A 25,700-nucleotide genomic window follows, 5' to 3' on the forward strand; every position below is an offset into this window, starting at 1 on the left:
AGACGATTGTGCCGGACGCAAGCCCCCTGGCACGTGACGCGGACGACGTCCGAGTCGTCGGGTACGCGGCCGATGCCCCGGGGATGCCCAGTAGACTCGCCGCCATGTGTGGAATCGTCGGCTACGTCGGTAGCCCGGTCGCCAGCGCCCGCCCGCTCGACGTGGTCCTGGAGGGCCTGCGTCGTCTCGAGTACCGCGGGTACGACTCGGCGGGCGTCGCCCTCGTCGGCCCCTCGCACGAGCTCGCGACCGCCAAGAAGGCCGGCAAACTCGCGAACCTCGTCGAGGAGATCGACGCCCACCCGCTGCCCGACGCCACCGCGGCGATCGGGCACACCCGCTGGGCGACGCACGGCGGACCCACCGACCTGAACGCGCACCCGCACGTCGCGGGCCGGCTCGCGGTCATCCACAACGGCATCGTCGAGAACTTCGCGGTCCTCAAGGCCGAGCTGCTCGCCGAGGGCGTCGAGTTCGTCTCGGAGACCGACACCGAGGTCGCGGCGCAGCTCATCGCCCGCGCCTACGCCAAGACCGGTGACCTCACGCAGGCGATGGCGCACGTCGCGCGCACGCTCGAGGGCACGTTCACGCTGCTGGCCGTGCACGCCGACGACCCCGACACCGTAGTGGGCGCGCGGCACGACTCGCCGCTCGTCGTCGGACTGGGCGAGGGGGAGAACTTCCTGGGCTCGGACGTCGCGGCCTTCATCGCGCACACGCGCGAGGCGCTCGAGCTCGGCCAGGACCAGGTCGTGACGATCACGCCCGACGCGGTCGAGGTCACCGACTTCGACGGCAACGCCGCGCAGGCGCGTCGCTACACGGTCGACTGGGACGCCGCCGCCGCCGAGAAGGGTGGCTTCGCGTCCTTCATGGACAAGGAGATCCACGACCAGCCGCACGCGGTCGCGGACACCCTGCTGGGCCGGACCGACGTCAGCGGCCGCCTCGTGCTCGACGAGGTCCGCATCGACGAGTCCCTGCTGCGGGCGGTCGACAAGATCGTCGTCATCGCGTGCGGCACGGCGGCCTACGCCGGGCACGTCGCGAAGTACGCGATCGAGCACTGGTGCCGGATCCCGGTCGAGGTCGAGCTCGCGCACGAGTTCCGCTACCGCGACCCGGTGGTCGACGAGCGCACGCTCGTCGTCGCGGTCTCGCAGTCGGGCGAGACCATGGACACGCTCATGGCCGTGCGTCACGCGCGCGAGCAGGGCGCCAAGGTCCTCGCGATCGTCAACACGCACGGCTCGACCATCCCGCGCGAGTCCGACGCGGTCCTCTACACGCACGCCGGCCCCGAGATCGCGGTCGCCTCGACCAAGGCGTTCCTCGCGCAGATCACGGCCGCCTACCTGCTGGGCCTGTACCTCGCGCAGCTGCGCGGCAACATGTACGCCGACGAGGTCAAGTCGATCCTCGACGAGCTGCGCGCGATCCCCGACAAGATCCAGCAGGTGCTCGACCGTGGCGGTCGCGTGCGCGAGATCGCGCGCTGGATGGCGGACACGCAGTCGGTGCTGTTCCTCGGCCGGCACGTGGGCTTCCCGGTCGCGATGGAGGGTGCGCTCAAGCTCAAGGAGCTCGCCTACATCCACGCCGAGGGCTTCGCGGCGGGGGAGCTCAAGCACGGCCCGATCGCGCTCATCGAGCCCGGCCAGCCGGTGTTCGTCGTCGTGCCGTCCCCGCGCGGCCGGCACTCGCTGCACTCGAAGGTCGTCTCCAACATCCAGGAGATCCGGGCCCGTGGTGCGCGCACGCTGGTGATCGCAGAGGACGGCGACGAGGCCGTGCGCCCGTTCGCCGACGAGGTGTTCTACGTCCCGCAGGCGCCCACGCTGCTCGCCCCGCTGCTCGCGGTGGTCCCGCTGCAGATCTTCGCGTGCGAGCTCGCGACCGCCAAGGGTCTCGACGTCGACCAGCCGCGCAACCTCGCGAAGTCCGTCACGGTCGAGTGACCGGTGGAGCTCGCCGACGCGCAGCGTGAGGTCGAGACCATCAGCCGCGTCTACGCGCGGCTGCACGGGATCGAGCGCACCGACGACTGGGCGGTGCTCAAGCTGGGCGAGGAGGTCGGCGAGCTGACGCGCGCCTACCTCGCGGCCACGGGGCGCTCACGCCACCAGGGCGAGCCCGCCGACCTCGCGGACGCGCTGCGCGACGAGGTCGCGGACGTGCTCGGCATGCTCATGATCGTTGCGCACCGCCTCGGCGTGGACCTCGACGAGGCCGTCGAGCGCAAGTGGCTGCGGTGGAAGCACCTGGTCGAGGAGCAGGACCGGCTGCCGGCGCCGGATCAGGGCGTGACGGGACTGGGCCTGACGAGCCCGGGCGTGCCGGGGCAGGGCACGTGATCGCGGGCGTCGGGATCGACGTGGTCGACATCGCGCGGTTCGTCGCCACGCTCGAGCGCGTCCCCGCCCTGCGGGAACGACTGTTCACGCCCGACGAGCGCGAGCTGCCCGCAGCGTCGCTCGCCGCGCGGTTCGCCGCGAAGGAAGCCATCGCCAAGGCCCTCGGCGCGCCTCCGGGCATGTCGTGGCAGGACGCGACCGTCCGGCGCGTCGCCGGGGCCCAGCCGGTCGTCGAGGTCACCGGTACGGTGCTCGCCCGGGCGTCCGAGCTCGGCATCGCACGGTTCCACCTGTCGATCTCGCACGACGCGGGCATCGCGTCCGCGGTCGTCGTCGCCGAGCGCGACTGACGCGAAGGCCCCGCCCCCCGGCGGGACGAGGCCCTCGCGTGCGGTCGGGCTGCCGCTAGCGGCGGATCGTCCTCGTCGCGGAGTACGCGGTCCCGTTGTGGTAGCCGGTCTTCGAAGCCGTGACCTTGACGCGGATCGTCCTGCCCGCGTCCGCGCTGGTCAGGACGTAGGTCGAGGCGGTCGCGCCGGGGATCGCCGCACCGTCACGCTGCCACTGGAACGCGTACCGCAGACCGGAGCGCGACCAGGTCCCGGGCGACGCGGTGAGCGTCCGCCCGACCGCGGCGACCCCGGTGATCGTCGGAGCGCCCGTGACGGTCGGCGCTGAGCCGCGCCGGACGGTGTTCGTCGGCACGGACGTCCGCACGCCGTGCCCGTACCCGTCGACGTACGGACGCAGCCGGGTGCGCACGGAGATGGCAGCGCCGCGGTCGGCGGCCCGCAGCCGGTAGGTCGACGCGGTCGCGCCGGAGATCGGCGCGCCGTCGCGGAGCCACTGGAAGCTGACCTTGCCCTTGACGGACCACGTGCCGGCCTTCGCCGTGAGGGCCGCGCCGACCTGGGCCCGGCCGGTCACGGTCGGGACGGTCCGGGGCTGTGCACCCAGGACGTGGACGTCGACCCGGGACGCGCCGCCGGCGAACGACGAGGCGGTCGTCAGCGAACGGGTCAGCGCGCGGTTCTTGCCGCCGTAGTAGTACGCGTCCTCGAAGTGCACCGTGTCGTCGCCCGTGTCCACCGGGATCGCGACCGTGTAGCGTGCGCCCGCGAGCAAGCCCTGCGTCGGGAGCGTGAGCTGGACGGCCTCGCCCGACGCGGTCGTGGCGGCGCGCGTGGCACGCGCCTGGGCTGCGGCGCCGGCGGTGGCCGCCGCCGAGGCGAGCTGCTCGCCGAACGGGAGCGTGCCGTCGCCCGGGCCGATCAGGTCGGCGAGGAGCGCGTTGCCCGCGATACCCATGAGCCGACCGTTCCCGGGCTCGACGACGAAGAAGCCGGCCGGCGACCAACGAGGCTCCTTGCCGTCGGATGGAAGCACGACCGTCACGTCGGTGGCCTTCGCCGAGGCGTGCGCGGTGACAGCGAGCCCCGTGGTCCCGGCCCTCACGAGCGTGGCGTCGGCGGCACGCGCCACGAGTGCGCCGGGCGTGTAGTAGCCCCCGCCCATGACACCGAGGACGTCCAGGACGCTGATCTGGTACGACCGTCCCGCCTTGAGCCCGGTGAGGCTGAAGGAGCCGTCGGGCTCGGGGAAGGCGAAGGCCGACGCGTCCTCGCCCGTCGCGCCGGGCGCCCACGCCATCACCAGCGTGAGCTCGGTGTCCGTGCCCGTCGGGGCCGACAGGGTGCCGCTGATGCTCGTCGTGGTGGCCGCCGTGGACGTCGTGGAGGTCGAGGTCGTCCCGGCCGCCGCGGCGGGCGTCGCGCCCGCGAGCATGGCGCCGAGGGCGGCGACGAGCGCCAGGAGCGCGACGAGCACGCGCGGACGGGCAGGGTTCGAGATCTGGTGCATGGGCGTCCTCCGGTCGCCGGGCGCGGCACGGTGACGCGGCCCGTACGCGAGGGTCCCGCATCCCGCGGACGACCTCGTGCCGCTGTCACCCGAACGGACCCTGCGCCCGCCCGAGTGCTCCCGGTCTGCCCGCGTGACCTGCCCGTGCCGGGTCCCGCTTCGGGTGACGACGCCAGCAACGGCGCGTCGTCGCGGGCAGCACGAAGGCCCCGTCCCGAGGCGGGCGGGGCCCTCGTGGTGGTGCTGGACGACGGTGGTGGTGCTACTTGACGGTGGCGGTGCTGGCCGAGCGTGCGGTGCCGGTGGCGTAGCCGGTCCGCTTGGCGGTGACGCGCACGGAGATCTTCTTGCCGGCGTCGGCCTTGGTCAGCGCGTACGTCGACTTCGTCGCGCCGGTGATGTCCTTGCCGTCGCGCAGCCAGCGGTAGGAGTAGGTCAGCCCCGTGAGGTTCCAGCTGCCGCGGGAGGCGGTGAGCTTCTTGCCGGCCTGGGCGGTGCCGCTGACCTTGGGCGCGGCGGTGGCCTTCGGCGCAGCGCCCAGGGCGACCTTGGCGGTCTGCGCGGACGACTTCACGCCGTAGCCGTAACCCTTGATGGTCGGCTTGAGCGTGGTGCGCACGGACACCCTCGCGCCGTGGTCACTGCCGCGCAGCGTGTACGTCGAGGCCGTCGCGCCGGAGATGGCCTTGCCGTTGCGCAGCCACTGGTAGGACACCGTGCCGGCAAGCGAGAACGTGCCGGCCTTCGCGGTGAGGGTCTTGCCGACCTTCGCGGTGCCGGTGACGGTCGGAGCGGTCTTCGCGGTGGCGCCCAGGACGTGCCAGTCGACCTTCGTCGTGCCGCCGGTGAACGTCGCCGCCGACGACAGCGACCGGGTGACGGAGCGGTTCACGCCGCCGTAGAAGTAGAGGTTGTCCTCGAAGTCCGGCGTCGCCTCGCTCGGCACGGCGACTGCTGCCAGCGTGTAGTCCACGCCCGAGACGAGCCCGGCCGTTGGCATGTCCATGCGCGTGACCTCGCCGTCCGCGAGGGCTGCGAACGAGCCCCGCAGGGGGCTCGCGGTCGGGCCCGCGCGCATGGCTCGCGCGTCTCCGGAGCCCGCGTTCCCGACGAAGCCGGTGATGCGGCCGTTGCCCGGCTCGAGGACGTAGAAGCCCGCGGGGTTCCACGTGGGGTAGGTCCCGTCCGCGGGGAGCACGATGCCGATGTCGGTGGCGGGCGCGGACGCGCGCGTCCGGATGGTGATCCCGGTGCTCCCGGCCTTGACCAGCGTCGCGTCGGCGGCGGCGGGCACCAGCTTGTCGCGCGTGTAGTAGCCCGCGCCGGTCTTCCCTGAGTAGTCGATGACGCTGAGCTGGTAGGACGTGCCCGCCTCGAGCTCGTCGAGCGTGAAGGAACCGGTGCTGTCGAGCGAAGCGGTGTCCGTCACGTCGTCGAACGTCGCCGTCCGCTCCCAGGCGACGACCGCGATCGCGTCGAGGTAGGCGCCGGACGGCACGGTGACCCGGCCGCTGATGGTGGCCGACGCGGCGCTCGCGGGCGCGGCGGCGACGAGGGTCGCCGCGAGCAGCGTCCCGCTCGTCGCGAGTGCGAGGAGCGCGCGGGAGCGCGTCTTCGTGATCGTCATGGGTGTCCTTCGGTCGCGTGGTGATCGGGCGAGGGGACTGGCCCCCGGGTGCTGGGATGGGGGCCCTGCGAGTCCTCAGCCGCGGGGGCTCGTCGGGCGCATCGGCCCGGCGTGAGGATGGCGCACTTCGCTGACCTGCACGTTCACCGTCACCCGTACGGCGCGCGCGAGTTGCCCCGGATGTCCGTTGCGTCGGCCGCAGGCGCCCGGACGTCACCCGCACGGGGGAGCCCGAAGGTCCTACGCGCCGGCGAGCCTGGCCTGCTCGTCGGCGACGATCGCGCGGGCCAGGTGCGGCGCCGAGACGTCGATCGCGGCCGCGGCCGCGTCGGTCAGCGCGGACTCGCGCACGTACGCGTCGAAGACTCCGCGCTTGGTCTCGAGCGTCTCCAGGAGCCGTTGGTCGACCGAGTCCTCGACGATCAGCCGGTGCACCCGGACGGTGCGGACCTGGCCCATGCGGTGAGCCCGCGCGATCGCCTGGGCCTCGAGCGCGGGGGAGACCTGCGGCTCGCACAGCACGACGACCGAGGCGGCCTGGATGTTGAGGCCGACGCCACCGGCACGGACCTGGGCGACGAGCACGGCCGGGCCGGGCGCGGCGGTGAACTCGTCGACGAGGCGCAGCCGCGCGGCCGCGGACGTGGAGCCGGTCAGCGGCCCGAGCACCGCGGTCGTCGGTGACAGCGCGGCGTGCACGACGTCGAGGACCTCGCGGAACCACGAGAACACGACGACCTTGTGACCGTTCGCCCCGGCCTCGGCGCAGATCTCGAGCAGCCGCTCGAGCTTGGCGCTCTCGCGCGGGTCGGTCGAGACGAACGCGGCGCGACGCATCGCCGGGAAGCTGCCGGCCTCGACCGCCGCGCGGTAGGCGGCGCCGTCGACCGCACCGAACTCCTCCCACTCGTCGACCTGGACGAGGGGCGGGAGCTCGGCGAGCACGTCGTCGAGGTTGCGCCGCAGGTACACGGGTGCGACCGCCGAGCGGAACGCGTCCGCGCCGGCGGCGCCCGCGCCCGGGTCGATCGCGTCGGCGAGCTCGGGCCGCAGGTGGCGCACGAGCGCGCAGAACTCCTCCACGGTGTTCTCCATCGGCGTCCCGGTGAGGAACAGGACGCGGTCCGAGCGCGCGGCGACCCGGGCGACGGCCTGGCTCCGCTTCGCGTCGGGGTTCTTCACGAAGTGGGCCTCGTCGACGACGAGCATCGCCGGGCTCGCGTCGTCGAGGGCGAGGCGCCGCAGCGTGCTGAACGTGGTGACCGCGACGCCGCCGTGCGCCACCCAGTGCGCCGCCGCCTCGTCGCGCGCGTCGCCGTGCAGCAGCAGCGCGGGAAGCGCGCTGTGCGTCGCGAGCTCGCGCACCCAGGTGTGCACCACGGACGCGGGGGCGACGACGAGCACGTGCGTCGCGCCGCCCGCGACGAGGTGCGCCATCGCGGCGATCGCCTGCACCGTCTTGCCGAGCCCCATCTCGTCGCCGATGATCACGCGCCGCTGCACGAGCGCGAACCGCGCGCCGAACGCCTGGTAGCCGCGCAGGGACGCGCGCAGCAACGACTCGTCGAGGTGCTGCGCCCCGATGCGGCCGACGATCTCGCCGGGTAGGAACCCGGTGGCCGCGGCGACGTCCTCGCGGAGGTCGACCAGCGGGGCGAGCAGCGCGTAGTACGTCGCCGAGCGCCGTTCGAAGTCGGCCCACGCCGCGGTCGTCGGCACGACGTGGCGGACGGTCTCGGAGATGCGCGTGGCGGCGCGGGCGACGTCGGCGGACCGCGCCCACGCCACGAGGTCGGTCAGGTGCGCGACCGCCTCGTCGGCTGCGGCCTTGCGCGTGCCGCCGATGAACAGGCGCCGCAGCGGTCCCGCGGCCGCGGGCGCCGCCGTGAGGCTCGCGCGCGACACGTCGTCGACCAGGCGGCGGAGCTGGGGGACGAGCGTCTCGTCGTCCCCGACGACGGCCTCCCACGTGCGCACGGCACGCAGCAGCTCGGTCGCGAGCCGGTCGGACGGATCGACCTCGATGCGCAGCTGGACGCTCTCGCGCGCGGCGCGCGCGATCTGCTCGGCCGCGGCGACGATCCGAGCGGCGGACTGCGGGCCGATCCCCGGCGCCGCCTGCAGGCCGTGCGTGCCTGCGCGCAGCACGTCCGCGATGGTGCGCACCCCGTGCGCGGCGAGGCCGTCGAGCGAGAGCCGCCCCTCGGTCACGTCGCGCACGCGATCGACGGGCACCCGCGCGAGGTCGGTCTCGGCAAGACGTGCCCGCATCGCCTCGAACGCGCTCACCACGGCCGAGCGCGCACCGTCGACGTCGGCGACGAGCGCCGCCGCCCAGGCGGCCTGCGCCCGTGCGTCCCCGAGCAGCGCGATCACGTCGGCGCGGCCCGCCCGACGCGGTCGACCGACCTCGCCGCGCGCCTCGTCCTGCGTGATCACGGCCCGAACCTAGCCGCCCGGTGCCTCGTCGGCGTCCGGCACGAGGTGGGGAACCGGCTCGGCACGGTCCTGCTCGGCGCGGACGAGCTCGACGCTGATGGCCTGGTGGCGCAGCAGGAACGCCGCCTCGTCGAGGCGCTTGACCCGCAGCCAGTGCGTGACCTCCTGGTTGCACTTGCTCGCGTTGCACGAGCGGCACGCGGGCACCACGTTGTCGAGCGTGTAGCGCCCGCCTCGGGACAGCGGCAGGACGCAGTCCTTCTGCAGCGGCACGTCCTGCGCGCCGCAGTACGCGCAGCCCGACCACGCGGCGCGCAGCGCGCCCCACTGCTCGGCGGTCAGGTCGTTGTCCGCGCGCGCCATGCGCGAGCTGCGCCGCCGGGCGTACCTCGCCGCGGCGGCCCGGCTGCGCACCTTCTTCACGCGGGCAGGCTAGCCGCCCGGGGCGCGGACCCCGCGCAGGCGCGTCAGCGCAGCTCGGGGACCACCTGCGACTCGAAGAGCTCGATGCTCGAACGGTCGTAGGCCGCGTCGGCGAAGTACGTGATCGCGTACCCGAGGCCGAGACCGCGCAGCTCCTGGAGCGTGGCGACGATCTGCTCGGGCGTGCCGACGAGCGGGCCGCGGCGCAGGTCCTCGGCCGTGCTCGCGGCCTTGTCGGGCACGGTCAAGGACAGGTGCTCCTCGATCCACGCGAACTTGTCGTCCACATCGGCCTGCGTCTCGCCGATCACCACGTTGTAGTTGGCCGACCGCGTGATCTCGGCGACGTCGCGCCCGATCGCGGCGCAGTGCTCCGCGAGCACCGCCGACTTGTGCGCGAAGCCCTCGGGTGAGCCGTCGAAGTTCGTGTACTGCGCGTGCTCGGCCGCGATCCGCAGCGTCTTCTTCTCGCCGCCGCCCGCGATCCACAGCGGCGGACCGTCGACCTGCAGCGGGAGCGGCGAGAGCTGCGCGCCCGCCACCTGGTAGTGCGCACCGTCGAACGTCGCGACGCCGTTGGTCCAGAGCTGCTTGAAGATCTGCACGCCCTCGTCGAGCATCGCGATCCGCTCGCCGGCGCGCGGGAAGCCGTAGCCGTACGCGCGCCACTCGTGCTCGTACCAGCCCGCGCCGATGCCCATCTCGACGCGTCCGCCCGAGATCACGTCCGCGGTCGTCGCGACCTTGGCGAGGTAGGCGGGGTTGCGGTACGCCATGCACGTGCACATCTGCCCGAGCCGCACACGCGACGTGCTCGCCGCGAACGCGTTGATGAGGCTCCACGCCTCGTGCGTCGCCTCGCCGTTGGGCTCGGGCACAGCGTGGAAGTGGTCGTAGACCCAGATCGACTCGAACGCGTCGCCCTCGTCGGCGTGCCGGGCGAGCCCGCTCATCACCGCCCAGTGGTCGCGCGCGTCGATGCCCGTGAGGTCCTGGCGCCAGCCCTGCGGGATGAAGAGTCCGAATCGCATGTGCCGCACGTTACCGCCGGGCCGCGAGCAGGGCAGGCCGCGAGCAGGTCGCGAGAAGGTCAGGCGGGGAGCGACTCGCCCAGTCGCACGACGAGCGCGGCGACCCCCGTGCCGAGGGCGGCGGCCGCGGTGACCGCCGCGACGATCAGCACCAGCGTCGCGCGCGTCGTGCGGCCCTGCCGGCGGGGCGTGGCGTCGGCCGGGTTCGCGGGGTCCACCCAGACGGTGCCGTCGAACGTGTACGGCACGCCGGGCGCCCGCACGAGCCAGACGAACAGGTGCGCGCGCAGCGGGCGTCCGTGCGGGTCGGGGTACTCCACGTCGACGAACGTGCCCGGCCCCACGTAGGTGCTCGAGAGCTCGCGGGCGGGGACCCGCACGCGCGGCACGCGGCGCGCCACCGAGAGCGCGCGGAACCCGACGACGGCGAGGACGACGGTGAGCGCGACGCACCCCACGCAGACGAGTGCGAGCACGGACGACGCAGGCATGTCGACCACCGTACGGGCGGGTGCTCGGCACCCGCCGGAGCGCCCGACGAGCGGGACGGGCACCTCCGCGAGCACGCGCCGTCCCCGCGGAGGTGGTGGAGCGCGGGTGTCGGCGCGAGGATGGACCCCGTGCTGCTGTCCTGGACGTCCGCGCAGGTCCGCGCCGCCGAGGAGCCGCTCCTGGCCGCGGGCGTGCCCCTGATGGAGCGTGCCGCGTTCGCGCTCGCCGGGGCCGTGGCGCGTGAGCTGCGCGCGCGGCGCGGGCGGGTCGTCGGCGGGGTCGTCGTGCTGCTCGTCGGGCCGGGGAACAACGGCGGGGACGCGCTGCACGCGGGCGCCGTGCTGCGCCGCCGTGGCGTGGACGTCCTCGCGCTCGCCCTGGCGGACCGGGTGCACGACGAGGGTCGCGCGGCGCTGCTCGCCGCGGGCGGACGCGTGCTCGTGGTCGACGACGTCGACATCGCCGTCGACCGCGCGCGAGGTGCCGACGTGCTCGTCGACGGGATCCTGGGGATCGGCGCACGGGCGGGTGGGCTGACCGGCGGCGCCGGCGCGCTCGTCGAGCGGCTCGACGCGTCGCGCGACGAGGGCGCGCCCGTGGTCGTCGCCGTGGACACGCCCTCGGGCATCGGCGTGGACGACGGGAGCGTGTCCGGCCCGGTGCTGCGCGCGGACCGCACGGTGACGTTCGGCGGCTCCAAGCCCGGCCTTGTCCTGCCGCCCGCCGCGCACCTCACGGGCGTGCTCGAGGTGGTGGACCTCGGGCTCGCGCTGCCCGACGAGCCCGCAGTCGTGCGGCTCGAGGATCGCGACGCGGCCGCGCTGTGGCCCGTGCCGGGCCCGGACGCGCACAAGTACACGCGCGGTGTCGTCGGCGTCGTCGCCGGTGCGCGGCGCTACCCGGGCGCGGCCGTGCTCGCGACGTCGGCCGCGGTGCTCGCCGGGGTCGGCATGGTGCGGTACCTCGGGGACGTGGGCGACCTCGTGGTCGCGCGGCGTCCCGAGGTGGTCGTCGGGCCCGGACGGGTGCAGGCATGGGTATTCGGCCCGGGGGTCTCGCCCGACGACGCCGCGCAGCGACGTCGCATCGAGCACGCCTTCGAGGGCGTGCTGCACCGTGGCGAGCCCGCGGTCGTGGACGCCGGCGCGCTCGAGCTGCTGCCCGAGCACGTGCCGACGCACGTCGTGCTGACCCCGCACGCCGGCGAGCTCGCGCGGCTGCTGTCCGACCGTGGCCACCGCGTCACGCGCGCCGAGGTCGAGCACCACCCGCTGCGCTCGGCACGCCTCGCACACGAGCTCACGGGCGCGACGGTGCTGCTCAAGGGGCACGTGACGCTCGTCGTCGGGGCGGGCGGTGCGGTGTACGCGCAGGCGGCTGCCCCGGCGTGGCTCGCGACCGCGGGTGCCGGGGACGTGCTCGCGGGGCTGCTGGGGGCGATGCTCGCGGGCCGTGCCGACGACGTGGTCGAGGACCCGACGCTCACGGCCGCCGTCGCGGCCGCTGCCGCGCTCGTGCACGGCCGCGCGGCCGACGTGAGCAACCCCGGCGGGCCGGTGACCGCGCGCGGGGTCGCGCTCGCGCTGCCGGAGACCGTCCGCGCCCTGCTGGCGGACGCGTGACCGCGACGGACGACGCCGCCGCGGCGAGCCCCGCCCTCGGCGCTCCGCTCGACGCCTCGCGCGATGCAGCGCTCGATCCAGCGCTCGTGGACCGCGTCGAGGCGCTGCTGGCGCGCGGCGGGCGGCGGGTCCTCGGGCTCGTCGGGCCGCCCGGTGCGGGCAAGACGACGCTGGGGCGCCAGGTGCGCGCGGCGTTCGGTGACCGCGCCGTCGTCGTGCCGATGGACGGGTTCCACCTGGCGCAGAGCGAGCTCGAGCGGCTCGGCCGCGCCGACCGCAAGGGCGCTCCCGACACGTTCGACGCCGCGGGGTTCGTCGCGCTGCTGCGCCGGCTGCGCGACCCGCAGCCCGGGGAGGTCGTGTACGCGCCCGAGTACCGCCGTGACCTGCGCAACGGCGTCGCCGGGGCGATCGCGGTCCCCTCCGACGTGCCGCTCGTGGTGACCGAGGGCAACTACCTGCTGCTCGACGACCACGGGTTCGCGCCCGTGGCCGGCCTGCTCGACGAGTCCTGGTACCTCGCGCCCGCGGACGATGTCCGGCTCGCGCGGCTCGTCGCGCGGCACGAGCAGTACGGCAAGTCGCCGCAGGCCGCGCACGCGTGGTCGCACGGCCCGGACGAGCGCAACGCGGCGCTGGTCGCCACCACGCGCCCGCGCGCGACCCTCGTCGTCCGGCCGGCCTGACGGCGCTCACCCGCGTCCACCCGCCCACCCGGGTCCCGCGGCCGGACGGGTGGACGCGGTGCGAGGATGGGCGCGTGAGCTTTCCCGCCCGAGCCGTCGTCGACCTGTCCGCCCTCGCGTCCAACGTGCGCTCGCTGCGCGCGCACGCGCCCACCGCGCAGCTCATGGCCGTCGTCAAGGCCGACGCGTACGGCCACGGGCTGCTGCCGTCGGCACGCGCGGCGCTCGCGGGGGGTGCGACGTGGCTCGGCACCGCGCAGATGGACGAGGCGCTCGCGCTGCGTGCCGCGGGGATCACCGAGCCGCGCGTCCTGACCTGGCTGTACGCGCCGGGTGCCCCGATCGCCCGCGCGATCGAGGCCGACGTGGACGTCGCGGTGTCGTCGGCGTCGGCGCTCACCGAGGTCGTCGCCGCCGCGCGCGCCGTCGGGCGCACGGCGCGCGTGCACCTCAAGGTCGACACGGGTCTGGGGCGCAACGGGCTGACGCCGGTCGACCTGGCCGACGTGCTGCCGGGCGCGCTGCGCGTGCAGGCCGAGGGCGCGGTCGCGCTCGTCGGGATCTGGTCGCACCTCGCGTTCGCCGACGAGCCCGACCACGCGACGGTGCGCGCGCAGCACGAGGTGTTCGCCGACGCGGTCCGGCTCGCCGAGTCCGCAGGCGCCCGCCTCGAGGTGCGTCACCTCGCCAACTCCGCGGCGACGCTGACCTCGCCGCAGGTGCACTACGACCTCGTGCGCCCCGGCATCGCGGTGTACGGGCTGTCGCCCGTGCCGCAGCTCGGCGAGCCCGCCGACTTCGGCCTCGTGCCGGTGATGACGCTCGAGGCCGAGCTCGCCACCGTCAAGCGCGTGCCCGCGGGCCACGGCGTGTCCTACGCGCACCAGTACGTCACACCGGTCGACACCGTCCTCGGGGTGGTGCCGCTGGGGTACGGCGACGGCATCCCGCGGCACGCGTCGGGCACGCCGGACCGCCTGGGCGGTCCGGTCCGCGTGGGCGAGCGCACGCTCGGCGTCGCGGGTCGCGTGTGCATGGACCAGCTCGTCGTCGACCTCGGCCCCGAGGCGGGCGAGCAGGCCGGCGACCGCGTCGAGCTGTACGGCACGGGGGCCGACGGTGGCCCGACCGCGCAGGACTGGGCACGCGCGGCCGGCACGATCTCCTACGAGATCGTCACGCGCCTGTCGCGGTCCGTCCCGCGCGAGTACGTCGGGCTGGACCCGCAGACCGGCGCGCCCGCCGGGACGGCGGCGGCCCGATGAGCGCGCAGCTCGTCGTGACGCTGCCCGACGCCGAGGCCACGCGCGCGTTCGGCCGCGCGCTCGCCGCGCACCTGCGTGCGGGCGACCTCGTGATCCTCACGGGCGACCTCGGCGCGGGCAAGACCACGCTGACGCAGGGCATCGGAGCCGGCCTGGGCGTGCGCGGGCAGGTCGCGTCGCCGACGTTCATCATCGCGCGCGAGCACCCGTCGCTGCCGCGGCCCGACGGCACGCGCGGACCCGACCTCGTGCACGTGGACGCCTATCGGCTGGGCTCGCTCGACGAGGTCGAGGCGCTCGACCTGGACTCGAGCCTCGAGGAGGCCGTGACGGTCGTGGAGTGGGGCGCGGGCTGGGTCGAGTCGCTCGCCGCGGACCGGCTCGAGGTCGCGCTGACCCGCCCGCGAGGTGCGGCGTCCGGAGAGCCCGTGGACGACGAGGACGACGGCGGGGGCGGCGAACGCGTCGTGACCGTGCGCGCCGTCGGCGACCGGTGGGCGGACGTGCCGCTGGCGGACGCGCTCGCGCCCGGGGCCGGCGCGGCGGACCCGACCGCACCCGTGGCAGGCTGAGCGCCGTGCCTCTGCTCGCTCTCGACACGTCGTCGTCCGTCGCGGTCGCGGTGACCGACGACGACGGCCACGCCCTGTCCCGTCGCCGCGCCGACCTGCCCCGGCACCACGCCGAGCTGCTCGCGCCGCTGGTCACCGAGGCGCTCGCGGACGCGGGCGTCGACCGGCTGGACCTGTCGGCCGTGGTCGTCGGCACAGGCCCCGCACCGTTCACCGGGCTGCGGGTCGGCCTCGTGACCGCGCGCACGCTCGCGCTCGCGCTGGGCATCGACGCGCTCGGCGTCCCGAGCCTGGACGCGATCGCCGTCGCTGCGCTGCGGTTCGTGCCCGCGGGTGCGCCGCTCGTCGTCGCGACCGACGCGCGCCGGCGCGAGGTGTACTGGGCCGCGTACCGCCGCGACGAGGCGGGCACGCCGGACGTCGTCGTCGCGCCTCGCGTGGGACCCGCGGCCGAGATCGCCGACGAGCCCGCGCTCGCGGGCGGGTGGGTCACGGGCGCCGGTGCGGCGCTCTACCCGGAGGCGTTCGCGCACCTCACGCACGTGGACGCGACCGACGACCTCGACGCGGCCGAGCTCGTGCCGCTCGCGCTGGCGCGTCGTGCCGCGGGGCTCGCACAGCCCACCGACCCGCTCTACCTGCGCCGCCCGGACGCCGTGCCGTCGGCCGGGGCCAAGCGCGTGCTCGGATGAGCTCGGCACGGGGCTCGGGACGAGCGCCGCTACGGCTGCGGCCCCTGACGCCCGACGACGTGCCCGCGCTCGACGTCCTCGAGAAGCAGCTGTTCGGCGCGGCCGCGTGGTCCACCGACTCGCTCGCGCAGGAGGTCGTCGGGCCCGGACGGTGGTACGTCGGTGCGCAGTACGGCGCGGGCCCGCTCGTCGGGTACGCGGGGCTGTGGTTCGACGGGGTCGACGCGCAGGTGATGACGATCGGCACGGCAACCGCCCACCAGGGCACGGGAGTGGGACGCGCGCTGCTCGACGCGCTCGTGGCGCGTGCGCGCGAGCTCGGCGCGCCGTCCGTGCTGCTCGAGGTGCGCGTCGACAACGAGCCCGCACTGCGGCTGTACGAGGCGGTGGGTTTCGAGAAGCTCGGCATGCGCCGGGGGTACTACCAGCCCGAGAACAAGGACGCGTGGACCATGCGGCTCGACCTGGCCGCGACGCACGGGACGGGGGAGCGGACATGACGGAGACGACGGGCCCGACGAACGAGGCCGACGACGCGACGCGGGCCGCAGTGCTCGTGGACGCCCTGACCCTGGCGGCCGCGCTCGCGGGCGACGAGCCGCCCGTGCTGCTCGACGTCCGCTGGGCGCTCGGACGCACCGACGGGCACGAGCAGTACCTCGCCGGACACCTGCCCGGGGCCGTGTACGTGGACCTCGACGCCGAGCTCGCGGCGCCGCCGAGCGCCGCGCACGGCCGCCACCCGCTGCCGGACGTGGCCGCGCTCGAGGCCTCGGCGCGGCGCTGGGGCGTGCGCGAGGGTGTCGCCGTGGTCGCGTACGACGCGAGCGGCGGGACGTCGGCCGCGCGCGCCTGGTGGCTGCTGCGCTGGGCGGGCGTGCCCGACGTGCGCCTGCTCGACGGCGGGCTGGCCGCCTGGACCGCGGCGGGGCTCTCCCTCGAGTCCGGTGAGGTCGCGCCCGAGCCGGGCGACGTGGTGCTCACCGCGGGCGCGCTGCCGACGATCGACGCGGACGCCGCGGCGCGGTGGGGCCAGGACGGCGCGCTGCTGGACGCGCGCGCGGGCGAGCGGTACGCGGGCGAGGTCGAGCCGGTCGACCCGCAGGCGGGTCACATCCCCGGCGCGGTGAGTGCCCCCACGGGCGAGAACCTCACCGAGGACGGCGCGTTCCTGCCCGCCGACCGGCTGCGCGAGCGGTTCCGGGCCCTCGGCGCCGCCGCGGGTGCGCCCGTCGCGGTGTACTGCGGCTCGGGGGTCACGGCCGCGCACGAGGTCGCGGCGCTCGCGTCGATCGGCGTGGAGGCAGCGCTGTACCCGGGCTCGTGGTCGCAGTGGTCGAACGACGAGACGCGTCCGGTGGCCACCGGGCGCTGAGACGACGGACGCGCACGCCCCGCAGGGGACGTGCGCGTCCGTCGGTCAGGCTGCTGCGAGGGGTGTCAGACCGTCGCGGAGACGTCGGACCACGCCAGGCGCGCGGCGCGCGGGTGGGGCGTGCCGACGCCGTCCCGGTGGCCCACGAGCACGACGAGCTGCGACTGCCAGCCCGACTCGGCGAAGAACTCGGCGTCGATCCCGGTGGTGTCCACGCCGCCGATGGGACCGGCGTCGAGCCCCGTCGCGCGCAGCGCGGTGATCAGGTAGCCGGTCTGGATGAGCGTGTTCTGGCGGGCCATCCCCGCGCGCTGCTCGGGCTGGGCCTCGAGCGCGTCGACCATCGACGCGCGGTGCGGGGCGAGGACGGGCAGGAGGCGGTGGAAGGCCGGGTCGGCGGCGACGACGAGCGTCAGCGGTGCCGCGAGGATGCGGTCGCGGTTGCCCTCGGCGGCGTGCGCGGCGAGGCGCGCCTTGCCCTCGTCGGAGCGCACGACGAGCAGGCGCAGCGGCGAGGTGTTCATGGCCGTCGGGCCCCACTTGAGCAGGTCGTAGACCGCCGCGAGCTCGTCGTCGGAGACGGGCTGGTCGGTGAAGGCGCCGATTGTGCGCGCCTCGCGGAACAGGAGGTCGGCGACCTCGTCGGCGACCGCGTACGCGGGCGTCGGGAAGTCGAGGGAGTCGATCGTCGCGCTGTCAGTCGTCATAGTTCAGTTGAAGCGTGAAGTAACTCGGGCGCTTCCCGCGAGGGGAGTGAGGCTCGCCACACGGCCTCCGTGCCCCGGTTCGGACGCCGTCGCGCGGGGACCTACAGTGGTCGCCATGCCTGTCAGCGAGCCGCTGGTCCTGGGGATCGAGACCTCGTGCGACGAGACCGGGGTCGCGCTCGTGCGCGGGTACGACCTCCTCGTCGACGCCGTCGCGTCGTCCGTCGACGAGCACGCGCGGTTCGGCGGGATCATCCCCGAGATCGCGTCCCGTGCCCACCTCGAGGCCATGGTCCCGACGATCGAGCGCGCGCTGGCGACGGCCGAGGTGACGCTCGACGAGGTCGACGCGATCGCCGTGACCGCAGGCCCCGGGCTCGTCGGGCCGCTGACCGTCGGGGCGTCCGCCGCCAAGGCGCTCGCGATCGGCCTCGACAAGCCGCTGTACGGCGTCAACCACGTGATCGGTCACGCGGTGGTCGACGAGCTCGTCGACGGGCCGTTCCCCGAGCGGGTCATGGCGCTCGTCGTCTCCGGCGGGCACTCGTCCCTGCTCCTGCTCGACGACACGGTGCACGTGACCGAGCTCGGCTCGACGCTCGACGACGCCGCGGGCGAGGCGTTCGACAAGGTCGGCCGCCTGCTCGGCCTGCCCTACCCGGGCGGCCCGCACATCGACCGGCTGGCGCGCGAGGGCAACCCCGAGGCGATCCGCTTCCCGCGCGGGCTGACCGCCGCCAAGGACCAGGCGAAGCACGCGGCCGACTTCTCGTTCTCGGGGCTCAAGACCGCGGTCGCCCGGTGGGTCGAGGCGCGCCAGGACGCGGGCGAGGAGCTGCCCCTGGCCGACGTCTCGGCGTCGTTCGCCGCGGCGGTCGCCGACGTGCTGACGGCCAAGACCATCGCGGCGTGCCGCGCGCACGACGTGCGCACGCTCGTCGTCGGCGGCGGCTTCTCCGCCAACTCCCAGCTGCGGGAGCTGGCGGCGGCGCGGTGCGCCGAAGCAGGCATCGAGCTGCGCATCCCGCCGATCCGGTTCTGCACCGACAACGGCGCGATGATCGCGGCGCTCGGCTCGGCTGTGGTGCGCCGGGGGATGCGTCCGTCGTCGCTCGAGATCCCCGTCGACTCCTCGATGCCGCTGACCCAGGTGCTCGTCTGACGCTCCTGACCTGCCGCGTCGTCGCGGCGAAGTTAGGTCGGAAGTCACGCGCGGTCGTCGTCGCGCGTTCCTAGCGTGGGCCGTGGGTGCGACGTGGTGTCCCGCGTCGCGCGGTGCGGGGGCGACGGCGCCCGCGCACCGGTCTCTCGACGAGGAGGGCGCACGTGAGCGTGCACGACCGGTCCGAGCGTGAGCGCGTCACCGTCACGGTGGACGGCGTGGAGCTGGAGGTCGACGCCGGCCTGACGATCCTGCAGGCTCTCGCGGCCGAGGGCGTCTCGATCCCGTCGCTGTGCCACGACGTGCGCATGGAACGCTCGAACGCGAGCTGCGGCCTGTGCATGGTCGAGGTGGGCCCCGACGCGCGTGACGTCAAGGCGTGCCTGACGCCGCTGTCCGCGGGGATGGTCGTCACCACGCGGTCGCCCCGGCTCGAGGAGTACCGCAAGGTGCGGCTCGAGCAGCTGCTGACCGACCACAACGCGGACTGCGTCGCGCCGTGCGTGCAGACGTGCCCCGCGAACGTCGACGTCCAGACCTACCTGCAGCACGTCGCGGACGGGAACTACGAGGCCGCGGTCCGGGTCATCAAGGACCGCAACCCGTTCCCGTCGGTGTGCGGGCGGGTGTGCCCGCACCTGTGCGAGTCGGCATGCCGCCGCAACCTCGTCGACGAGCCCGTGGCCATCAACTACGTCAAGCGCTTCGCGACCGACTGGGACATGGCGCGACCGACGCCGTGGATCCCGCGCACCGCACCGTCGACCGGCAAGCGGATCGCCGTCGTCGGCGCCGGCCCGTCGGGGCTGTCCGCCGCGTACTACAGCGCACTCGCCGGGCACGCCGTCACGGTGTTCGAGAAGCAGGAGCACGCGGGCGGGATGATGCGGTACGGCATCCCCGAGTACCGGCTCCCGAAGGCCACGCTGAGCCACGAGATCGACATCATCCGCGCGCTCGGCGTCCAGGTGGTGACCGGCAAGGCGCTCGGCACGCACCTGAGCCTGGAGGACCTGCGCCGCGACTTCGACGCGGTCTACCTCGCGATCGGCTCGTGGCGCGCGACCCCGCTGCGCATCGACGGCGAGAACCTCGAGGGCGTGTGGCTGGGCATCCAGTACCTCGAGCGCGTCGCGAAGGGCGACGAGATCCCGCTCGGCCGAACGGTCGTCATCGGCGGCGGCAACACCGCGATCGACTGCGCACGCACCGCGCTGCGCACGGGCGCGACGCACGTGCAGCTCGTCTACCGGCGCACGCGCGAGGAGATGCCCGCCGAGCCGTTCGAGGTCGAGGAGGCCGTCGCCGAGGGCGTCGAGATGCTCTACCTCACCGCACCCGAGCGGATCACCGCCGACGAGACGGGCGCCAAGCGCCTGACGTGCCTGCGGATGGAGCTCGGTGAGGCCGACCGCACCGGGCGTCGTCGCCCCGTGCCCGTCGAGGGCAGCGAGTTCGAGATCGAGGCCGACACGATCATCGGCGCGATCGGGCAGAGCACGGACACGGCGTTCCTCTACTACGAGATGCCGGTGCACATCAGCACGTGGGTGCGCGGCCGGCCCGCGCACGGCGCCGAGGAGGCCGCGTACGCCGACCTGCCCGTGCGGCTCAACCAGTGGGGCGACGTCGAGGTCGACGGCCGCACCATGCAGTCGTCCGAGGCGAAGATCTTCGCGGGCGGCGACTGCGTCACCGGTCCCGCCACGGTGATCCAGGCGGTCGCGGCCGGCCGGCGCGCCGCCGCGGCGATGTCGGACTTCGTCCTGCGCGGCTACGTGCGTCCCGGGCACGAGGACTACTCGTGCTCGCGCGGCACGCTCGAGGACCTGCCGCGGCACGAGTTCGAGGAGGTCGTGCGCGTGCCGCGCGCGACCATGCCCGCACTGCCCGTGGCCGAGCGCCTCGCGGGCTTCGCCGAGGTCGAGACCGGGCTCACCGAGGAGCAGGCACGCACCGAGGCGGCGCGGTGCCTGGAGTGCGGCTGCGCGAAGCAGGACTGCTGCCAGCTCCGCGACGAGGCGACCGCGCACGGCGTGGTGTTCGCGGCCCCGCTGCACGTGCGGCCGTACGAGCCCGTCGTCGCGGACCACCCGTTCATCGTCCGGGACAACAACAAGTGCATCGCGTGCGGTCTGTGCGTCAAGGCGTGCGCGGAGCTCGAGGGCCCGGGCGTGCTGGCGTTCCAGTACCACGAGGGCCGGCTCGTCGTCGGCACGCACAACGGGCTGCCGCTGTCGGAGACCGACTGCGTCTCGTGCGGCCAGTGCGTGCGCGCGTGCCCGTGCGGCGCGCTGGACTACGTGCGCGAGCGCGGCGACGTGTTCACCGCGATCAACGACCCGAGCAAGGTCGTCGTCGGCTTCGTCGCCCCGGCCGTGCGGTCGGTCATCGCCGCGGAGTACGGGATCGAGCCCGCCGAGGCGAGCGCGTTCATCGCCGGGATGATGCGCAAGGTCGGCTTCGACAAGGTGTTCGACTTCTCGTTCGCGGCGGACCTGACGATCCTCGAGGAGACCACCGAGTTCCTCGACCGGGTGGGCCGCGGCGGCGTCCTGCCGCAGTTCACGTCGTGCTGCCCGGGCTGGGTCAACCTCGTCGAACGGCGCTACCCCGAGCTCATCGACCACCTGTCGAGCTGCAAGAGCCCGCAGCAGATGATGGGCACGACCGTGAAGCACCACTTCGCCGCGCAGGCGGGGATCACGCTCGACGACCTGTACGTGGTGTCGATCGTGCCGTGCATCGCCAAGAAGTACGAGGCCGCGCGGCCCGAGTTCGCGCCCGACGGCGTGCGGGACGTCGACGCCGTGCTCACGACGACCGAGTTCCTCGAGATGATGCAGATGCTGCGCCTCGAGGCGGCCGACGTGGAGCCCGGCGAGTTCGACGAGCCCTACTCGCGCGTCTCCGGCGCCGGCGTGCTGTTCGGCGCGTCGGGCGGCGTCGCCGAGGCCGCGATGCGCATGGCGGTCGAGCAGCTCACGGGCGAGCCCCTCGTCGAGCACCTGGACTTCCACGAGCTGCGCGGGCTCGAGGGGATCAAGGAGGCGACCGTCAGCGCCGGCGGCGTGGACGTGCGGGTCGCCGTGATCTCGGGCCTGGGCAACGCCGAGCCGCTCATCAAGCGGGTCATCGCGGGCGAGGACGTCGGGTACGACCTCGTCGAGATCATGGCCTGCCCGGGCGGCTGCGTGAGCGGCGCCGGCCACCCGGTGCCGAAGTGCGCCGACGAGACGCCCGGCCGTCAGCAGGTGCTGGTCGAGATCGACCAGCTCTCGACGCTGCGCAAGTCCCAGGAGAACCCGGACATCCTGCGGCTCTACGACGAGTTCTACGGCGCGCCCGCGTCACCGCTCGCGCACGAGCTCCTGCACACCACCTACGCGCCGTTCCGCGGCTGAACCGCACCGAGGAGACCGTCATGAGGCTCACCGCGAGACTGCTCGGCGCGATGCTCGCGGTGGCGCTGACGACCGGGTGCGCCGCGTCGTCGACGGCGCAGCCCGCGGGGGGCGGCACGCCGGCCACGACGAGCGCCGCGACGAGCACCCCGACGCCGACCGCGTCGGCCGAGCGGGTCACCGTGCGGATCGCCGCACTGGCCGGTCCGACGACGATGGGGCTCGTCGGGCTCATGCAGGCCGCCGATGCGGGGACGGGCCGGCAGGACTACGAGGTGACGACGTACGGCACGCCCGACGAGGTCGTGCCGCTGCTCGTCAAGGGCGAGGTGGACGTCGCGCTGCTGCCCGCCAACCTGGCCGCGGTCGTCTACCAGCAGACCCGCACGGACGCGGGCCCTGCGGTGCAGGCGCTCACCGTCAACACCCTGGGCGTGCTCTCGGTGCTCGAGAACGGCACGAGCGTCCAGTCGCTCGCGGACCTGCGCGGGCGGACCGTGTACTCGACCGGCAAGGGGGCGAGCCCGCAGTACGTGCTCGAGCACCTGCTGCGCCAGTCGGGGCTGACACCCGGCACCGACGTGACGGTCGAGTTCAAGTCGGAGGCCACCGAGGTCGCGGCGCTGCTCGCGGCGACCCCCGGCGCGGTCGGAGTGCTGCCGCAGCCGTACGCCACGGCGGTCATCGCCGGGAACCCCGGCGTGCGCGTCGCGGTGGACCTCACGCGGGCGTGGTCGGACCTCGGCAACGCGTCGCAGCTCGTCACCGGGGTCACCGTGGTGCGCACCGCGTTCGCCGACGAGCACCCGCAGGCGCTCGCGGACTTCCTCGCCGACGACGAGGCGTCCGTGACCTTCGTGAACGACTCGCCGGCCGAGGCCGCCGAGCTCGTGGTCGCGGCAGGCCTCGTCAAGGCCGTGCCCGTCGCCCAGGCGGCGATCCCGGCGAGCCACCTCGTGTTCCTCACCGGCGACGCGCTGCGGCCCGCGCTCGAGGGGTACCTGCAGGTCCTGCACGACGCGCAGCCGAAGTCCGTGGGCGGGGCGATGCCCGGCGACGACTTCTACCTCGCGGACGCGGGCTAGCGGGCGGTCGGGTGCCGTCGTGACCGACGCGAGCGAGGTGGTCGGCGCCCGGGCACCCGTCCGTCGCGGGCGGTTCCTCGTCGCCGTCGCCTGCTGGCTCGTGGTGTGGCAGGTGGGGGCTGTGGCGCTCGGCCAGCCGATCCTGCTCGTCGGGCCGTGGGACGTGGCGGTGCGGCTCGTCGAGCTCGTACCGACCGGGACCTTCTGGGCCACGGTCGCCCGGACGCTCGCCGGCGTCGTCCTGGGCTTCACGGCCGCGGCCGTGGCGGGGGTGCTCCTCGCGGCGGCGTCGGCGGCCTCGTCGTGGGCCGACGCGATGCTGGCACCCCTGATCTCCACGATCCGCGCGACGCCCGTGGTCGCGTTCATCATCCTGCTGCTGCTCTGGACCGACTCGTCGCGGCTCGCGGCCGTCGTCGCCTTCCTCATGGCGCTGCCGATCATGTACACGAACGTGCTCGAGGGGATCCGGAACCGCGACCGCCGACTGCTGGAGATGACCCGCGTCTTCGCCGTGCCGTGGCCGCGGCGCGTGCTCGCGGTGGACGTGCCCGGCGTGCTGCCGTACTTCGTCGCGGGCTGCCGGACCGGCGTCGGGCTCGCGTGGAAGAGCGGGATCGCGGCCGAGGTGATCGGGCTGCCCGCGGGCACGATCGGCGAGCAGATGTACCAGGCGAAGCTGTTCCTGGCGACGGCCGACCTGTTCGCGTGGACGGTCGTGGTCGTCGTGCTGGCCGCGCTGACCGAGCGCGTGGTGCTCGCGCTGCTGGAGCGCGCGCGGCGACGGCTCGCGGGCGAGCCCGCGCCGCCGCTCATCGACCCGGCGGGTGGTGCCCGATGACCGAACCGCGCGACGACATGGCGCTGCACGACGACATGGCGCTGCACGACGTCATCGCGCTGCACGACGTCACCGTGCGCTACGGCGAGAACGTGGTCCTGGACCGGGTCTCGCTCGAGCTGCCCACCGGCACGACGACCGCGCTGACGGGCCCCAACGGCGTCGGGAAGACGACGACCGTGCGTGTGCTCCTCGGGCTCGTGCGGCCCTCGTCGGGCCGCGTGGCCGGCCTGCACGAGTGCACGCGGGCCGCCGCGTTCCAGGAGGACCGGCTGTGCGCGCACCTGTCCGCCGCGGCGAACGTGCGGCTCGTCCTGCCACGCGCCGCCGAGGCCGGGGTCGAGGACGGGCTGCGCGCGGTCGGGCTCGACGAGGCCGCGTGGCACGTGCCGGTGCGCACGCTGTCGGGTGGGCAGCGACGACGGGTCGCGCTCGTCCGCGCGCTGCTGCCACCAGCCGACCTCGTCGTGCTCGACGAGCCGTTCGTCGGGATCGACGCCGCGAGCCGCGACGCGGTGCTGGCCTGGACCCGCGACCGGCTGGCCGGGCGCACCGCGCTCGTGGTGACCCACGACCCCACCGAGGCCGCGGCCCTCGGTGCGACGCTCGTGCGACTCGACCCGCCGCGCACGGTGAGCGATCAGGACGATGCCTAGTCACCCTCGGCGTGCTCCGCGCGTGCTGCGGGTGCCGGTCCCCGGTTGTCCACAGATCGAGGGGAGTGCCCGCACATGCGCGTCCTGACGCAGCTAGCGTGACGCCCCGGACCGATCCGGCAGGGGGACGTATGCGGGTGGAGATCGACTCGGAGACGGTGGCACGCAGCGTGCGCACCCTCGACCGGATGGTCGACCGGCTCGACGAGCTCGTGGCGCAGACGCGGGCGGTGGCGGCGGACCAGAGCGCGGCGACGTGGTCGACGCTGCCCGCGGCCGAGCGGTTCGCCACGACGTACGGCGAGGGGGTCGACACGCTCGCGGACCGGGTCGCCGCCGCGCGGACCGCCGCCGTCGACGCGCGGAGCGCGCTGACCGGCTCGGTGCGCGCGCTCGTGGGGATCGACGAGACGATCTTCGCCGAGCTCCAGCGCCTCGCCGCGGGCACGTCCGGATCGTCGGTGCGCGACACGCGCCCGGTGCTCCGGGTGTACCCGGGCGCCGCGACGGCGTCCGTGGGTGGGCTGTCGTGACGGGCGTGAACCGTCCTGCGCAGTCGTCCGACGGGCCGGCGGCCCGCGAGCTCGCCTGTGCGCTCGAGGGTGCGCCGGCGCAGGCGCACGCGGACGCGGGGCAGCTCGGGGGAGTGGCCACGGCCCTCGAGGAGCTCGGGGCGACGCTCAAGCGGCTCGCGGGCGACCTCGGCATCGGCGGCATGTCCGCGCAGGCGGCGCGGGACGGCGTCGCGAGCCTGGCGACGAGCGTGCTCGGCGCCGCCGACACCGCGGACGCGCTCGGTGCGGCTGCGACGCGCGCTGCGGGAGCCCTCGCACGTGCCCGCACCGAATACGAGACCCTGCCTGCGGGCGAGCTGACCGCCGCGGCGCGTCAGGCGCTGATCGAGTCGGGCGCGGGCCCCGGCACCTCGTCGATCGTGGCGGCGCGTGCTGCCGAGCGCGAGCGCGTCGCGACCATCGCGCTCGTGACCGTCGGCGCTGCGATGGACGACGCCGCCGACCGTGTCCGCGCGGTCGCACCGAGGGCCGCGGGGTCCCCGCGCGGCGCCGCGCCCGACGGCCCCCGCGACGGTCGACCCGGCGGTGAGTCGCCCTTGCCGGTCGTGCCTGGTGTACCGACGCCCGGGCCCGCCCCGCACCCGCCCGTCCCGCACCCTCGCGTCCGGCAGCCGCCCGTGCTGCCGCCGCCTGCGCCGTCCGGTCCCGAGCCCGTCGACCCGCCGCCGACGTTCGGGATGGAGCCGCCCGCGCCGGTGTGCCGGACCGACCCGGTCGAGCGGCCGGTCCCACTCGACCGGGTCCCGCCGCTCGCTCCCGGCCTTCCCGTCGTGCGCACGACGTGAGGGTCGACCTGCTCGAGTCGTGAGGCCCCGCTGCGCCGTCGGTC

Annotated in this window: 24 protein-coding genes; 17 read left to right on the forward strand and 7 right to left on the reverse strand. The window is 74.8% G+C overall.

Features of this window, described 5'->3' with window-relative positions; translation table 11 throughout:
* The first annotated feature begins 104 nt into the window (after positions 1-104).
* Genes glmS through CGE01nite_RS04425 form a run of 3 tightly spaced genes read left to right on the forward strand, consistent with a single transcriptional unit; the run spans position 105 to position 2,707 of the window.
* Positions 105-1,961 carry a glutamine--fructose-6-phosphate transaminase (isomerizing) gene (glmS, locus tag CGE01nite_RS04415; protein ID WP_048343747.1) on the forward strand — a complete coding sequence of 619 codons (1,857 nt, stop codon included), beginning with the start codon at positions 105-107 and terminating at the stop codon, positions 1,959-1,961.
* Positions 1,962-1,964: 3 nt separating this feature from the next.
* Positions 1,965-2,357, forward strand: coding sequence for a nucleoside triphosphate pyrophosphohydrolase family protein (locus CGE01nite_RS04420; RefSeq protein WP_229747363.1), 393 nt, complete (start codon positions 1,965-1,967; stop codon positions 2,355-2,357).
* Positions 2,354-2,707 (forward strand): holo-ACP synthase, encoded by a 354-nt coding sequence (locus CGE01nite_RS04425; RefSeq protein WP_048343745.1) that lies wholly within the window; start codon positions 2,354-2,356, stop codon positions 2,705-2,707. The genes CGE01nite_RS04420 and CGE01nite_RS04425 overlap by 4 nt, the downstream gene beginning before the upstream one ends.
* A gap of 55 nt (positions 2,708-2,762) precedes the next feature.
* On the opposite strand, the gene CGE01nite_RS16900 is transcribed toward CGE01nite_RS04425, so the two are convergent.
* From CGE01nite_RS16900 to CGE01nite_RS04450, 6 genes are all read right to left on the reverse strand, one after another.
* Entirely contained in the window at positions 2,763-4,217 is a 1,455-nt protein-coding gene (locus tag CGE01nite_RS16900; RefSeq protein ID WP_170210893.1) for a hypothetical protein, read from the reverse strand.
* A 262-nt stretch (positions 4,218-4,479) separates the two neighbouring features.
* Entirely contained in the window at positions 4,480-5,844 is a 1,365-nt protein-coding gene (locus CGE01nite_RS04430; RefSeq protein WP_141369202.1) for a hypothetical protein, read from the reverse strand.
* A gap of 240 nt (positions 5,845-6,084) precedes the next feature.
* Complete coding sequence (locus CGE01nite_RS04435; protein ID WP_218022594.1) at positions 6,085-8,283, reverse strand: DEAD/DEAH box helicase; 2,199 nt, start codon at positions 8,281-8,283, stop codon at positions 6,085-6,087.
* Between the two features lie 9 nt (positions 8,284-8,292).
* Entirely contained in the window at positions 8,293-8,706 is a 414-nt protein-coding gene (locus CGE01nite_RS04440; RefSeq protein WP_307722628.1) for an HNH endonuclease, read from the reverse strand.
* 44 nt (positions 8,707-8,750) lie between these two features.
* A complete protein-coding gene (locus tag CGE01nite_RS04445; RefSeq protein ID WP_048343743.1) occupies positions 8,751-9,737 on the reverse strand; it encodes an LLM class F420-dependent oxidoreductase in 987 nt (328 codons plus the stop codon).
* Between the two features lie 59 nt (positions 9,738-9,796).
* Positions 9,797-10,228, reverse strand: a complete 432-nt coding sequence (locus CGE01nite_RS04450; protein ID WP_141369204.1) for a hypothetical protein — start codon at positions 10,226-10,228, stop codon at positions 9,797-9,799.
* A 120-nt stretch (positions 10,229-10,348) separates the two neighbouring features.
* Between CGE01nite_RS04450 and CGE01nite_RS04455 the strand changes: the two genes are divergently transcribed.
* From CGE01nite_RS04455 to CGE01nite_RS04485, 7 genes are all read left to right on the forward strand, one after another.
* Positions 10,349-11,851 carry an NAD(P)H-hydrate epimerase gene (locus CGE01nite_RS04455; protein WP_229747364.1) on the forward strand — a complete coding sequence of 501 codons (1,503 nt, stop codon included), beginning with the start codon at positions 10,349-10,351 and terminating at the stop codon, positions 11,849-11,851.
* Positions 11,848-12,537 (forward strand): nucleoside/nucleotide kinase family protein, encoded by a 690-nt coding sequence (locus CGE01nite_RS04460; protein WP_218022595.1) that lies wholly within the window; start codon positions 11,848-11,850, stop codon positions 12,535-12,537. The genes CGE01nite_RS04455 and CGE01nite_RS04460 overlap by 4 nt, the downstream gene beginning before the upstream one ends.
* A 74-nt stretch (positions 12,538-12,611) precedes the next feature.
* Positions 12,612-13,802 carry an alanine racemase gene (gene alr / locus CGE01nite_RS04465; RefSeq protein WP_141369208.1) on the forward strand — a complete coding sequence of 397 codons (1,191 nt, stop codon included), beginning with the start codon at positions 12,612-12,614 and terminating at the stop codon, positions 13,800-13,802.
* Complete coding sequence (gene tsaE / locus CGE01nite_RS04470; RefSeq protein WP_141369210.1) at positions 13,799-14,374, forward strand: tRNA (adenosine(37)-N6)-threonylcarbamoyltransferase complex ATPase subunit type 1 TsaE; 576 nt, start codon at positions 13,799-13,801, stop codon at positions 14,372-14,374. Before alr ends, tsaE begins: the two co-directional genes overlap by 4 nt.
* 5 nt (positions 14,375-14,379) lie before the next feature.
* The gene (gene tsaB, locus CGE01nite_RS04475) at positions 14,380-15,066 is read left to right on the forward strand and encodes a tRNA (adenosine(37)-N6)-threonylcarbamoyltransferase complex dimerization subunit type 1 TsaB (RefSeq protein ID WP_141369212.1); all 687 of its coding nucleotides are present in this window, start codon (positions 14,380-14,382) and stop codon (positions 15,064-15,066) included.
* A complete protein-coding gene (gene rimI / locus CGE01nite_RS04480; RefSeq protein ID WP_141369214.1) occupies positions 15,063-15,566 on the forward strand; it encodes a ribosomal protein S18-alanine N-acetyltransferase in 504 nt (167 codons plus the stop codon). Before tsaB ends, rimI begins: the two co-directional genes overlap by 4 nt.
* Positions 15,563-16,441 (forward strand): sulfurtransferase, encoded by an 879-nt coding sequence (locus CGE01nite_RS04485; protein ID WP_141369216.1) that lies wholly within the window; start codon positions 15,563-15,565, stop codon positions 16,439-16,441. Before rimI ends, CGE01nite_RS04485 begins: the two co-directional genes overlap by 4 nt.
* Before the next feature lie 65 nt (positions 16,442-16,506).
* Here CGE01nite_RS04485 and CGE01nite_RS04490 read toward each other — a convergent pair whose 3' ends face one another.
* Positions 16,507-17,148: a malonic semialdehyde reductase gene (locus tag CGE01nite_RS04490; RefSeq protein ID WP_141369218.1), complete on the reverse strand. Its 642-nt coding sequence runs from the start codon at positions 17,146-17,148 to the stop codon at positions 16,507-16,509.
* A 115-nt stretch (positions 17,149-17,263) separates the two neighbouring features.
* Here CGE01nite_RS04490 and tsaD point away from each other — a divergent pair, with 115 nt between their 5' ends.
* The 7 genes from tsaD (at position 17,264) to CGE01nite_RS04525 (ending at position 25,656) form a co-directional block, all read left to right on the forward strand.
* On the forward strand, positions 17,264-18,310 hold the full coding sequence (gene tsaD, locus CGE01nite_RS04495) for a tRNA (adenosine(37)-N6)-threonylcarbamoyltransferase complex transferase subunit TsaD (protein ID WP_048341757.1): 1,047 nt from the start codon (positions 17,264-17,266) through the stop codon (positions 18,308-18,310).
* A gap of 164 nt (positions 18,311-18,474) precedes the next feature.
* On the forward strand, positions 18,475-21,714 hold the full coding sequence (locus tag CGE01nite_RS04500; protein WP_229747365.1) for a [FeFe] hydrogenase, group A: 3,240 nt from the start codon (positions 18,475-18,477) through the stop codon (positions 21,712-21,714).
* A gap of 20 nt (positions 21,715-21,734) precedes the next feature.
* On the forward strand, positions 21,735-22,799 hold the full coding sequence (locus CGE01nite_RS04505; RefSeq protein WP_141369220.1) for an ABC transporter substrate-binding protein: 1,065 nt from the start codon (positions 21,735-21,737) through the stop codon (positions 22,797-22,799).
* Positions 22,800-22,818: 19 nt separating this feature from the next.
* Entirely contained in the window at positions 22,819-23,640 is an 822-nt protein-coding gene (locus CGE01nite_RS04510) for an ABC transporter permease (RefSeq protein ID WP_141369222.1), read from the forward strand.
* Entirely contained in the window at positions 23,637-24,296 is a 660-nt protein-coding gene (locus CGE01nite_RS04515) for an ATP-binding cassette domain-containing protein (protein WP_218022596.1), read from the forward strand. Before CGE01nite_RS04510 ends, CGE01nite_RS04515 begins: the two co-directional genes overlap by 4 nt.
* A gap of 137 nt (positions 24,297-24,433) precedes the next feature.
* Positions 24,434-24,829, forward strand: coding sequence for a hypothetical protein (locus CGE01nite_RS04520; protein WP_141369224.1), 396 nt, complete (start codon positions 24,434-24,436; stop codon positions 24,827-24,829).
* A 5-nt stretch (positions 24,830-24,834) separates the two neighbouring features.
* Positions 24,835-25,656 (forward strand): hypothetical protein, encoded by an 822-nt coding sequence (locus CGE01nite_RS04525; RefSeq protein WP_141369227.1) that lies wholly within the window; start codon positions 24,835-24,837, stop codon positions 25,654-25,656.
* The last annotated feature ends 44 nt before the right edge of the window (positions 25,657-25,700 follow it).

Origin of the sequence: Cellulomonas gelida (assembly GCF_006538725.1) — a bacterium.
GTDB classification, from domain to species: Bacteria; Actinomycetota; Actinomycetes; order Actinomycetales; family Cellulomonadaceae; genus Cellulomonas; species Cellulomonas gelida.